Source organism: Enterobacter soli (assembly GCF_964208575.1).
Taxonomy (GTDB): Bacteria; Pseudomonadota; Gammaproteobacteria; order Enterobacterales; family Enterobacteriaceae; genus Enterobacter; species Enterobacter soli_A.
The window spans coordinates 278,269-289,375 of the sequence record NZ_CAXOFU010000003.1; the positions used below are offsets into that span (position 1 = coordinate 278,269).

Sequence of the window (11,107 nt, forward strand, 5' to 3'; positions counted from 1 at the left end):
CCTCTCATCACGCAGGATTAGGGATATCGATAAAGGTCACGTCGAGATCGGTATTTTCAGTCAGCCATTCGCTGAGGGCGCGGATGCCGCCGCGCTCCGTGGCGTGGTGTCCGGCAGAGTAGAAGTGCAGGCCCTGCTCGCGGGCGGAGTGAACGGTTTGCTCCGACACTTCACCGGTGATGAACGCATCCACGCCAAAACGCGCCGCGCTGTCGATAAAGCCCTGGCCGCCGCCGGTACACCAGGCAACGCGCTTAACGGTATCCGGCCCGGTATCGCCGCACCACAGCGGACGACGCCCCAGACGCGCTTCAATCCAGGAGGCCAGCTCCAGCCCCGGCACCGGCATCGCCAGCTCGCCCCACGGCACCAGCGGTTCGATTTCGCCCATCACGGTAATGCCCAGCAGCTGCGCGAGCTGAACGTTGTTGCCCAGCTCCGGGTGCGCATCCAGCGGCAGATGGTAGCCGTAAAGGTTGATGTCGTTGGCCAGCAGGGTTTTCAGGCGGTTACGCTTCATGCCGCGAATAATCGGCGATTCGTTTTTCCAGAAATAGCCGTGGTGGACAATGACCGCATCCGCCTCCTGACGCACCGCTTCGTCCAGCAGCGCCTGGCTGGCGGTCACGCCGGTGATAATTTTCTGGATGTTTTCACGCCCTTCGACCTGTAAACCGTTCGGACCGTAGTCGCTAAAGGCGCTGGTATTGAGCTTTTCGTTAATCAGGCTTTCAAGTGCAGTGTTTTTCATCATCATTCTCTTAATCTTTGCGGGCGGCTTCATAGGCCGCCAGCGTGGCGACGCGCGCCTGTTTGTGGTCGACAATAGGACGAGGATAGTCGAGCGTTACGCCCTGCTTCTCCGCCCATGCCCACGGCTCGTGGACAGCCTTCGCCGGGACATCCTTCAGCTCGGGCAGCCAGCGGCGGATAAACTCGCCGTCAGCATCAAATTTTTGCCCCTGGGTGGTCGGATTAAAAATCCGGAAATAGGGCGCCGCGTCGGTTCCGGTGGAGGCGGCCCACTGCCAGCCCCCGTTATTCGCAGCCAGATCGCCGTCGATCAGCTGAGAGATAAAATAACGCTCCCCGATACGCCAGTCGATAAGCAGATCCTTCACCAGGAAGCTGGCGGTAATCATTCGCAGACGGTTATGCATCCACCCGGTTTCATTGAGCTGACGCATGGCCGCATCGACAATCGGGTAGCCCGTTGCCCCGTCCTGCCAGGCTTTCAGGTGCTTATCGTTATGCTGCCAGCTGACCTTATCCGTCCAGCGAATGAATGGCCGATGTTTGCATAAAGCAGGATGATATGTCATCAGATGGCGATAGAACTCGCGCCAGATCAGCTCGTTGAGCCAGACGGCGCCCCCCTCCCCCTCCAGCGCCCGAGGCTGTTCGGCCAGCAGGCGATGCAAACACTGGCGTGGAGAGAGCACGCCGAGGGCTAAACAGGCCGATAAGCGGCTGGTGCCGTCGACGGCGGGGAAATCCCGGCGCGCCTCGTACTCTGCCGCCCCGTGTTTACAGAAGCTGCGCAGCTGGGCGATGGCCGCTTTTTCCGTGGCGGGGAACAGCGCCTCGTCAAAGTCCTTTTGCGGGTAGTCAAACGTGAGCTCCGGCAGATCGGTTAGCGCATCCCCCCGCGCGGACGGCGCCGCGACGCACTCCGGCAGCGACTCCTTGAGCCGCTTGATAAAGGCGTTTTTGAACGGCGTAAAGACTTTATACATCTCGCGGCTGCCGGTCATGACGCTGCCCGGCGGGAGCATGACGCTGTCGTCAAATCCCTGGCACACCACCACGTCCAGCGCCTTCTCCAGCTGCCGATCCCGCTGCTGCTCGTTGAATTCGTACTGGTAGTTATAGAACAGGTGCGTAACGTCCTGCTTCTCGCAGATCTCCTGCACCTTTTGCGCCTGGGCTGCAAAATCGCTCACCTCTTCATAGAGGAGAGGGATGCCCTTTTCCGCAAGAGCCTGCTGCAGGTCGTTAAGATGAGCGTTGAGAAAGGCGGCCTGACGCGGCGCCATCTCGTGCTCCTGCCACTGACCGGGGGTGGCGATAAACAGCCCCAGCACGCGGGCGTCTTTGGCGCGGCAGGCGGCCGCCAGGGCGATATTGTCATGAACGCGTAAATCCGCGCGAAACCAAACCAGATGGGTGGGCATAAAACTCCAGGCTAATATCCATTACGTCCATAAGGTCATGCCGCCAAAGGAAAAAGGGGCATGTTTCCAACTACTTTGCCATGAAGTGTAGACGCCCTGAAATAAAAAAGGCCGCTCGAGTCGGCCTGAACGCGACGTGTCCTGCGCTGGGGACAAAAAAAACCGCCACATTGCTGCTGGCGGTTTCTTTATTGCTGTGTGTACGTCTTTTTTTAGTAGAAGTCGCAGGTCGCTTTTTCGGCCTGATCCATCCACACCGGTTTTTCGCTGGTTTTCGCCCAGACGCGGTGCAGATAGCTGTAAAAACGTGCGCGATCTTTCCAGAACAGCATCACCGGCAGAGCCAGCACGCCAGCCACTACGGCGAAAGTGCGACGCATCAGAACGATATGAGCCGGATAGTCTTTATAAAGATCCATATTTTTCTCCCCTGTAGTTGGCCGGAAACGTCATCCGGAAAATTCAAAATCTGTGACCTGGATAAAATAATATCGCTTTGTTTGTAATTTTACTACTCATCCGACCACTTATTTTCATCCATTTAGTGAATATTTACACTCCCGCCGTAAGAAAGTTACAGAAAAGTTAACAATATACTTATCAATAGTTAAATTAGGGTCTTTGCCGTTTTTATACTTTTTTTACACCCCCCGTCCTGATTTTTGCGAAATCTTTGCGCCATAAATCCTACCGTTAGCACAAATACAAATGTCACCCGGAGGTGGATTGTGAGTGCAGGTCTGATTACCGGCATCGTGCTGGTGTTCCTGTTATTGGGTTATCTGGTCTATGCCCTGATTAATGCGGAGGCATTCTGATGGCTGCTCAGGCGTTTTTGCTTATCGCCAGCTTTTTACTGGTGCTGTTCCTGCTCGCAAGGCCGCTGGGAACCTTGCTTGCGCGGATGATCAACAACGTGGCGCTGCCCGCTGCGGGCCGCGTCGAAAAAGGTATCTGGCGCGTGCTGGGAATACGCGACCAGGAGATGAACTGGCGTCAGTACCTGACGGCGATTCTGCTGCTGAACCTCGTCGGGCTGGTGGCGCTATTCGCCATGCTGATGCTGCAGGGCATCCTGCCCCTGAACCCGCAGCAGCTTCCGGGCCTCTCCTGGCACCTGGCGCTGAACACCGCCGTCAGCTTCGTGAGTAACACCAACTGGCAATCCTACGCAGGGGAAACCACCCTCAGCTACTTCAGCCAGATGGCGGGCTTAACGGTGCAGAACTTCCTTTCTGCCGCCAGCGGCATTGCTGTGATTTTCGCCCTGACCCGCGCCTTTGCCCGTCAGAATGTCGGCACGCTCGGCAACGCCTGGGTCGACTTAACGCGCATCACCCTGTGGGTGCTGCTGCCGATTTCGCTGCTGATTGCCCTGTTCTTTATCCAGCAAGGCACTCTGCAAAACCTGCTGCCCTGCGCGCCTTACACCTCGCTGGAAGGGGCAAAAGCCCTTCTGCCTATGGGGCCCGTCGCGTCGCAGGAGGCGATCAAAATGCTCGGCACCAACGGCGGCGGGTTCTTCAACGCCAACTCCTCGCACCCGTTTGAAAACCCCACCGCGCTGACCAACTACGTGCAGATGCTGGCGATCTTCCTGATCCCCGCCGCGCTGTGCTTTGCCTTCGGCGACGTGGTCAACGACCGCCGCCAGGGCCGCACTCTGCTGTGGGCGATGTCGCTTATCTTCGTCGTCTGCGTGGCGCTGGTAATGTGGGCCGAGTGGCACGGCAACAGCCACTTCATGGCGCTGGGCGCCGACAGCAATATCAATATGGAAGGCAAAGAGAGCCGCTTCGGCATTCTCGCCAGCAGCCTGTACGCGGTGGTCACCACGGCGGCCTCGTGCGGTGCGGTCAACGCCATGCACGATTCCTTTACCGCGCTGGGGGGCATGATCCCGATGTGGCTGATGCAGATCGGCGAAGTGGTCTTCGGCGGCGTTGGCTCCGGGCTGTACGGGATGCTGCTGTTCGTTCTGCTGGCGGTGTTCATTGCCGGGCTAATGATCGGGCGTACCCCGGAATATCTGGGTAAAAAAATCGACGTGCGCGAGATGAAGCTCACCGCGCTGGCCATTCTGGTCACCCCGGCGCTTGTGCTGCTCGGCACCGCGCTGGCGCTGATGACCGAAGCCGGACGCAGCGGGATTTTCAACCCGGGCATCCACGGCTTTAGCGAAGTGCTTTACGCCGTTTCCTCCGCCGCCAACAACAACGGCAGCGCCTTCGCCGGCCTGAGCGCCAACTCGCCGTTCTGGAACTGCCTGCTGGCATTCTGCATGTTCGTGGGCCGCTTCGGGGTCATCGTGCCCGTGCTGGCTATTGCCGGTTCGCTGGTGAGTAAAAAAATACAGCCGACCACCAGCGGCACGCTGCCCACTCACGGCGCGCTGTTTATCGGCCTGCTGATTGGCACCGTGCTGCTGGTCGGCGCCCTGACCTTTATCCCCGCCCTCGCGTTAGGCCCGGTCGCGGAAACACTCTCTTTACGCTGATTTTGCGGAGAATTTGTCATGAGTCGTAAACAACTGGCCCTGCTCGAACCTGCGTTAGTTCGCCAGGCGCTAATGGACGCGGTGAAAAAGTTAAGCCCGCGCGTTCAGTGGCATAACCCGGTGATGTTTATCGTCTGGACGGGCAGCGTGCTGACCACCGCGCTGGCGGTGGCGATGGGGACCGGTCATCTGCCGGGCAATGCGCTGTTCACCGGCGCAATCAGCCTGTGGCTGTGGTTCACCGTGCTGTTCGCCAACTTTGCCGAAGCCCTCGCGGAAGGCCGCAGCAAAGCCCAGGCCAACAGCCTGAAAGGGGTCAAAAAGACCGCCTTCGCCCGCAAGCTGCGCGAGCCTAAATACGGCGCGCAGATGGATCACGTCCCCGCCGACGAGCTGCGCAAGGGCGACGTGGTGCTGGTGGAAGCCGGGGACATCATTCCCTGCGACGGTGAAGTCATTGAGGGCGGCGCATCGGTTGATGAAAGCGCCATTACCGGGGAGTCCGCGCCGGTTATCCGTGAATCCGGCGGCGATTTCGCCTCGGTCACGGGCGGGACGCGTATTCTCTCCGACTGGCTGGTGATCCAGTGCAGCGTAAACCCGGGCGAAACCTTCCTCGACCGGATGATCGCCATGGTCGAAGGGGCGCAGCGCCGCAAAACGCCAAACGAAATCGCGTTAACCATTTTGCTGGTGGCGCTGACCATCGTCTTCCTGCTGGCGACTGCCACCCTGTGGCCGTTCTCCTTATACGGCGGCACGGCGGTGAGCGTGACCGTGCTGGTGGCGCTGCTGGTCTGCCTGATCCCAACCACCATCGGCGGCCTGCTTTCCGCCATTGGCGTGGCGGGGATGAGCCGGATGCTGGGCGCCAACGTGATTGCCACCAGCGGGCGCGCCGTTGAGGCGGCGGGCGACGTGGACGTGCTGCTGCTGGATAAAACCGGGACTATTACCCTCGGCAACCGTCAGGCGTCCGACTTCCTTCCGGCTCCCGGCGTGGATGAAAAAACGCTGGCCGATGCGGCGCAGCTCTCCTCGCTGGCGGACGAAACCCCCGAAGGCCGCAGCATCGTGATTCTGGCGAAGCAGCGCTTCAACCTGCGCCAGCGCGACGTTCAGAGCCTGCACGCCACCTTTGTGCCGTTCACCGCCCAGACCCGCATGAGCGGGATCAACATTCAGGACCGGATGATCCGCAAAGGCTCCGTGGATGCCATTCGCCGCCACATCGAAGCCAACAACGGTCATTTCCCGCCGGAAGTGGACAAGCTGGTAGAAAGCGTGGCCCGTCAGGGCGCCACGCCGCTGGTGGTGGCGGAAGGCTCGCGCGTGCTCGGGGTGATTGCGCTGAAGGATATCGTCAAAGGCGGGATCAAAGAGCGCTTTGCCCAGCTGCGCAAAATGGGCATCAAAACGGTGATGATCACCGGGGATAACCGTCTGACCGCCGCGGCGATTGCCGCCGAAGCGGGCGTGGACGATTTTCTCTCCGAAGCCACGCCGGAAGCCAAGCTGGCGCTGATCCGTCAGTATCAGGCGGAAGGCCGACTGGTGGCGATGACGGGTGACGGCACCAACGACGCCCCGGCGCTGGCCCAGGCCGACGTGGCGGTGGCGATGAACTCCGGTACGCAGGCGGCGAAAGAGGCGGGCAACATGGTCGACCTCGACTCTAACCCGACCAAGCTGATTGAAGTGGTGCACATCGGCAAACAGATGCTGATGACCCGCGGCTCGCTGACGACCTTCAGCATTGCCAACGACGTGGCGAAGTACTTCGCCATTATTCCGGCGGCCTTTGCGGCGACCTATCCGCAGCTGAATGCGCTGAACGTGATGCACCTGCACTCCCCCGCGTCCGCCATTCTCAGCGCGGTCATTTTTAACGCCCTGATCATCGTCTTCCTGATCCCGCTGGCGCTGAAGGGGGTGAGCTATAAGCCCCTGACCGCCGCCGCCATGCTGCGCCGCAACCTGTGGATTTACGGCCTGGGCGGGCTGGTGGTGCCGTTTATCGGCATTAAGGCCATCGACGTGCTGTTAACCCTGTTCGGGCTGGTTTAAAAGGTGAGTCAAATGACAATGTTACGCCCCGCTATACTTCTGTTTATTCTGCTGTCCCTGGTCACCGGCGGGCTGTACCCGCTGGTCACGACGGCCCTCGGCCAGTGGTGGTTTACCGACCAGGCGAACGGCTCGCTGATTATTCAGGACGGTGAAAACCGCGGCTCGCGCCTGATTGGGCAGAACTTCACGGACGCTCGCTACTTCCAGGGCCGTCCTTCCGCCACGGCAGAAAGCCCGTATAATCCGATGGCGTCTGGCGGCAGTAACCTGGCGGGCAGCAACCCGGCGCTGGATAACGCCGTTGCCGACCGCGTGGCGGCCCTGCGCGCCGCCAACCCGCAGGCCAGCCGCGAGGTGCCCGTCGAGCTGGTCACCGCCTCGGCCAGCGGGCTGGATTACAGCCTCACGCCCCAGGCTGTGGCCTGGCAGATCCCGCGCGTTGCCGCCGCCCGCCAGCTGACCACCGAGCAGGTGAGCAAGCTGGTGGCAGAGCGCACGCAAAAGCCGCTGGTCGGTTTCCTCGGGATGCCGGTCGTGAATATTGTTGAGCTGAATCTGGCGCTGGACGCGCTAAGGAAAAACTAAATGACCGACGAGCCGATGCGCCCGGATCCGGACCGGCTGCTCGAACAGACCGCTGAAGCCCACCGCGGCAAGCTGAAAATCTTCTTTGGCGCCTGCGCGGGCGTCGGGAAAACCTTTGCCATGCTGACGGAGGCCCAGCGGCTGCGGGCGCAGGGGCTCGACATTCTTATTGGGGTAGTGGAAACGCACGGACGCAAAGAGACCGCGGCGCTGCTGACCGGGCTGGCGACGCAGCCCCCGCGGCGCATCAGCCACCGCGGGCGGCTGGTCACCGAGTTCGATCTGGACGCCGCCCTCGCCCGCCGCCCTGCCCTGATCCTGATGGACGAGCTGGCGCACAGCAACGCGCCCGGCTCGCGCCACCCGAAGCGCTGGCAGGACGTGGAGGAGCTTCTCGACGCGGGCATTGACGTTTTTACCACCGTCAACGTGCAGCATCTTGAGAGCCTCAACGACGTGGTCAGCGGCGTGACCGGGATCCAGGTGCGGGAAACCGTGCCGGATCCGTTTTTCGATGCCGCCGACGAAGTGGTGCTGGTCGACCTGCCGCCGGATGATTTACGCCAGCGTCTGCACGAGGGCAAAGTCTATATCGCCGGGCAGGCCGAACGCGCCATCGAGCATTTCTTCCGCAAAGGCAACCTGATCGCCCTGCGCGAGCTGGCCCTGCGCCGCACCGCCGATCGCGTGGACGATCAGATGCGCGCCTGGCGCGACCTGCAGGGGCAGGAGCGCGTCTGGCACACGCGCGATGCGATTCTGCTGTGCATCGGTCACGGCAGCGGCAACGAAAAGCTTATCCGCACCGCCGCCCGCCTGGCGGCCAAGTTTGGCAGCGTCTGGCACGCGGTGTATGTTGAAACGCCGCAGCTTCACGCCCTGCCGGAAAACCAGCGCCGGGCGATTTTAAGCTCGCTGCGGCTGGCGCAGGAGCTGGGGGCGGAAACCGCCACGCTCTCCGAGCCGCAGGAGGAGAAAGCCATCCTGCGCTACGCCCGGGAACACAATCTGGGCAAAATTGTCATTGGCCGTCGCCAGCACCGCCGCTGGTTCAGCCGTGAATCCTTTGCCGATAAGCTGGCCCGCCGCGCCCCCGATCTGGATCTGGTGATCGTCGCCCTCGACGACAGGCCCTCTCCCCTTCCCGGCCGCCTGCCGGACGCCCGCAGCTTTGGCGACAAATGGCGAATTCAGATCCGCGGCTGCCTCGTGGCCGTGGTGCTGTGCGCGCTGATCACTCTGATTGCCAGCCAGTGGCTGATTGCCTTCGATGCCGCCAACCTGGTGATGATCTACCTGCTGGGCGTGGTGGTGGTGGCGCTCTTTTACGGGCGCTGGCCGTCGGTGCTGGCCACGGTGATTAACGTCATCAGCTTCGATCTGTTCTTTATCGCCCCGCGCGGCACACTGGCGGTATCGGACGTGCAGTACATTCTCACCTTCGGCGTCATGCTCACCGTCGGGCTGGTGATCGGCAACCTGACGGCGGGGGTGCGTTACCAGGCGCGCATCGCCCGCTATCGCGAGCAGCGCACGCGCCACCTGTACGAGATGTCCAAATCTCTGGCCGTGGGGCGCACGCCGCTGGATATCGTGCAAACCAGCGAGCAGTTTATTCGCTCGACCTTCCACGCCAGCAACCTGATTTTACTGCCCGACGAGCACGGCAGCTTGCGTCCGCTGACCCCGGCCTCCGGCATGACGCCCTGGGATGAAGCCATCGCCCGCTGGAGCTTTGACAAAGGCCTACCGGCAGGTGCCGGAACCGACACGCTGCCGGGCGTGCCCTATCAGATCCTGCCGCTGCGCAGCGCCGATAAAAATCAGGGGCTGGTCATCGTTGAACCGAGCAACCTGCGCCAGCTGATGATCCCCGAGCAGCAGCGTCTGCTGGAAACCTTTACCCTGCTGGTCGCCAGCGCCCTCGAGCGTCTGGCCCTCACCGCCAGCGAGGAGCAGGCCCGGCTCGCCAGCGAGCGCGAGAGCATTCGCAACTCCCTGCTGGCGGCGCTTTCCCACGACCTGCGCACCCCGCTCACCGTCTTGTTTGGGCAGTCTGAAATCCTGACCCTGGATCTGGCCGCCGAAGGCTCCCGCCACGCGCTTCAGGCGAGCGAAATCCGCCAGCACGTGCTCAATACCACGCGTCTGGTCAACAACCTGCTGGACATGGCGCGCATTCAGTCCGGCGGCTTTAACCTGAAAAAAGAGTGGCTGACCCTTGAAGAGGTGGTCGGCAGCGCCCTGAAGATGCTGGAGCCGGGCATGGGCGGTCGCCATATCGAGCTGAACATGCCGGAACCGCTGACGCTTATCCACGTCGACGGGCCGCTGTTCGAGCGCGTGCTCATCAACCTGCTGGAAAACGCCGCCAAATACGCCGGGCAGAAGACGCGGATCGGCATTAACGCCACGGTGGAAGCGCAGGTACTCCAACTTGAGGTCTGGGATACCGGGCCGGGCATTCCCGTCGGGCAGGAGCACGCCATCTTCGAGAAATTCGCGCGCGGGAATAAGGAGTCCGCCATTCCCGGCGTCGGGCTTGGGCTGGCGATTTGCCAGGCCATTATTGACGTCCACGGCGGCACCATCAAGGCGCAGAACCGCCCGGAAGGAGGCGCACGTTTTTGTGTTACACTTCCCCTCGATGCCCCGCCTGAACTTGATGAATTACCCGAGGATCTGTGATTAACGTTCTGATTGTTGAAGATGAACTCGCCATCAGCCGTTTTCTGCGTGCCGCGCTGGAAGGCGATGGCCTGCGCGTGCACGAGGCCGGCACCCTGCAGCGCGCCCTGATTGAAGCCGCCACCCGCAAGCCGGATCTGGTGATCCTCGATCTCGGCCTGCCGGACGGAGACGGCATCGACTTCATCCGTGAAGTGCGCCAGTGGAGCCAGATGCCGATTCTGGTGCTGTCGGCGCGAACCGAAGAGTCCGACAAAATCGCCGCGCTGGACGCGGGGGCGGACGACTATCTGATCAAGCCCTTCGGCATTGGCGAACTGCAGGCGCGTCTGCGCGTGGCGCTGCGTCGGCACAGCGCGACCGCGCCTTCCGAACCGGTTTATACCTTCTCCGACATTCAGGTCGACCTGGCCTCGCGGCGCATTCAGCGCGGCAGCGAAGAGATCCACCTCACCCCGATTGAGTTTCGCCTGCTGGCGGTTTTACTCAACAACCACGGAAAGGTGCTTACCCAGCGCCAGCTGTTAAGTCAGGTCTGGGGACCGAATGCCGTGGAGCATAGTCACTATTTACGCATTTATATGGGCCACCTGCGCCAGAAGCTTGAAATAGACCCCGCGCGCCCCCGCCATTTATTAACTGAAACCGGTATCGGTTATCGGTTCATGCTTTGAATAGTTATTCACTTTAATTTTAATTAAAGCCAATAGCTCCCCCAATTTAATATTTAAATAAAATCAAAGTCGTTATTTTCGGCTTATTTTTGCCTTTTAAAACATGAAAAGAACAAGGCATTAACACAAAGCATACAAAACAGCATTTTGATCTGCGATATTCATAAAAATCGAATATTTATTTCTGATTTGATCTGTTTTCGGTGATCTGACTCACGGTTCACCCCTCTTTCCTGGATAAAATGGCCGTGCTTTCAATTACTGAAAGGAATATCCAAATGGAAAACAACAATCGTTTAATGCCCCATATAAGGCGGACAACACATATCATGATGTTTGCCCACCGCAACTGCTTCGACTTTCATCTCTTTAACGCCCGGTAGTCCTTCGACTTCTGGCGCACCGCCCTACAGGTAATC

The 11,107-nt window shown here is 60.4% G+C and carries 10 protein-coding genes; 7 read left to right on the top strand and 3 right to left on the bottom strand.

Annotated elements, in window-relative coordinates; translation table 11 throughout:
* Positions 1 to 7 precede the first annotated feature (7 nt).
* The 3 genes from AB6V08_RS04735 to AB6V08_RS04745 form a co-directional block, all read right to left on the bottom strand.
* Complete coding sequence (locus AB6V08_RS04735; RefSeq protein WP_368541617.1) at positions 8 to 751, bottom strand: type 2 GTP cyclohydrolase I; 744 nt, start codon at positions 749 to 751, stop codon at positions 8 to 10.
* 10 nt (positions 752 to 761) lie between these two features.
* Entirely contained in the window at positions 762 to 2,174 is a 1,413-nt protein-coding gene (gene phrB / locus AB6V08_RS04740) for a deoxyribodipyrimidine photo-lyase (RefSeq protein WP_368541596.1), read from the bottom strand.
* A gap of 212 nt (positions 2,175 to 2,386) precedes the next feature.
* The gene (locus AB6V08_RS04745; RefSeq protein ID WP_368541597.1) at positions 2,387 to 2,593 is read right to left on the bottom strand and encodes a YbfA family protein; all 207 of its coding nucleotides are present in this window, start codon (positions 2,591 to 2,593) and stop codon (positions 2,387 to 2,389) included.
* 309 nt (positions 2,594 to 2,902) lie between these two features.
* Between AB6V08_RS04745 and kdpF the strand changes: the two genes are divergently transcribed.
* The 7 genes from kdpF (at position 2,903) to speFL (ending at position 11,071) form a co-directional block, all read left to right on the top strand.
* Positions 2,903 to 2,992 (top strand): K(+)-transporting ATPase subunit F, encoded by a 90-nt coding sequence (gene kdpF / locus AB6V08_RS04750; RefSeq protein WP_015386886.1) that lies wholly within the window; start codon positions 2,903 to 2,905, stop codon positions 2,990 to 2,992.
* Positions 2,992 to 4,671, top strand: coding sequence for a potassium-transporting ATPase subunit KdpA (kdpA, locus tag AB6V08_RS04755; RefSeq protein ID WP_368541598.1), 1,680 nt, complete (start codon positions 2,992 to 2,994; stop codon positions 4,669 to 4,671). The genes kdpF and kdpA overlap by 1 nt, the downstream gene beginning before the upstream one ends.
* Before the next feature lie 18 nt (positions 4,672 to 4,689).
* Positions 4,690 to 6,738, top strand: a complete 2,049-nt coding sequence (kdpB, locus tag AB6V08_RS04760; RefSeq protein WP_368541599.1) for a potassium-transporting ATPase subunit KdpB — start codon at positions 4,690 to 4,692, stop codon at positions 6,736 to 6,738.
* 12 nt (positions 6,739 to 6,750) lie between these two features.
* On the top strand, positions 6,751 to 7,326 hold the full coding sequence (gene kdpC, locus AB6V08_RS04765) for a potassium-transporting ATPase subunit KdpC (protein WP_368541600.1): 576 nt from the start codon (positions 6,751 to 6,753) through the stop codon (positions 7,324 to 7,326).
* Positions 7,327 to 10,014, top strand: coding sequence for a two-component system sensor histidine kinase KdpD (gene kdpD, locus AB6V08_RS04770; RefSeq protein ID WP_368541601.1), 2,688 nt, complete (start codon positions 7,327 to 7,329; stop codon positions 10,012 to 10,014).
* On the top strand, positions 10,011 to 10,688 hold the full coding sequence (kdpE, locus tag AB6V08_RS04775; protein ID WP_368541602.1) for a two-component system response regulator KdpE: 678 nt from the start codon (positions 10,011 to 10,013) through the stop codon (positions 10,686 to 10,688). The genes kdpD and kdpE overlap by 4 nt, the downstream gene beginning before the upstream one ends.
* A 278-nt stretch (positions 10,689 to 10,966) precedes the next feature.
* A complete protein-coding gene (speFL, locus tag AB6V08_RS04780) occupies positions 10,967 to 11,071 on the top strand; it encodes a leader peptide SpeFL (RefSeq protein ID WP_003858645.1) in 105 nt (34 codons plus the stop codon).
* Positions 11,072 to 11,107 lie beyond the last annotated feature (36 nt).

Excerpts from the sequence above, each read along its gene's own strand:
- AB6V08_RS04735 (WP_368541617.1), bottom strand. The coding sequence starts at position 751 with ATGAAAAACACTGCACTTGAAAGCCTGATTAACGAAAAGCTCAATACC.
- phrB (WP_368541596.1), bottom strand. The coding sequence starts at position 2,174 with ATGCCCACCCATCTGGTTTGGTTTCGCGCGGATTTACGCGTTCATGAC.
- AB6V08_RS04745 (WP_368541597.1), bottom strand. The coding sequence starts at position 2,593 with ATGGATCTTTATAAAGACTATCCGGCTCATATCGTTCTGATGCGTCGC.
- kdpA (WP_368541598.1), top strand. The coding sequence starts at position 2,992 with ATGGCTGCTCAGGCGTTTTTGCTTATCGCCAGCTTTTTACTGGTGCTG.
- kdpB (WP_368541599.1), top strand. The coding sequence starts at position 4,690 with ATGAGTCGTAAACAACTGGCCCTGCTCGAACCTGCGTTAGTTCGCCAG.
- kdpC (WP_368541600.1), top strand. The coding sequence starts at position 6,751 with ATGACAATGTTACGCCCCGCTATACTTCTGTTTATTCTGCTGTCCCTG.
- kdpD (WP_368541601.1), top strand. The coding sequence starts at position 7,327 with ATGACCGACGAGCCGATGCGCCCGGATCCGGACCGGCTGCTCGAACAG.
- speFL (WP_003858645.1), top strand. The coding sequence starts at position 10,967 with ATGGAAAACAACAATCGTTTAATGCCCCATATAAGGCGGACAACACAT.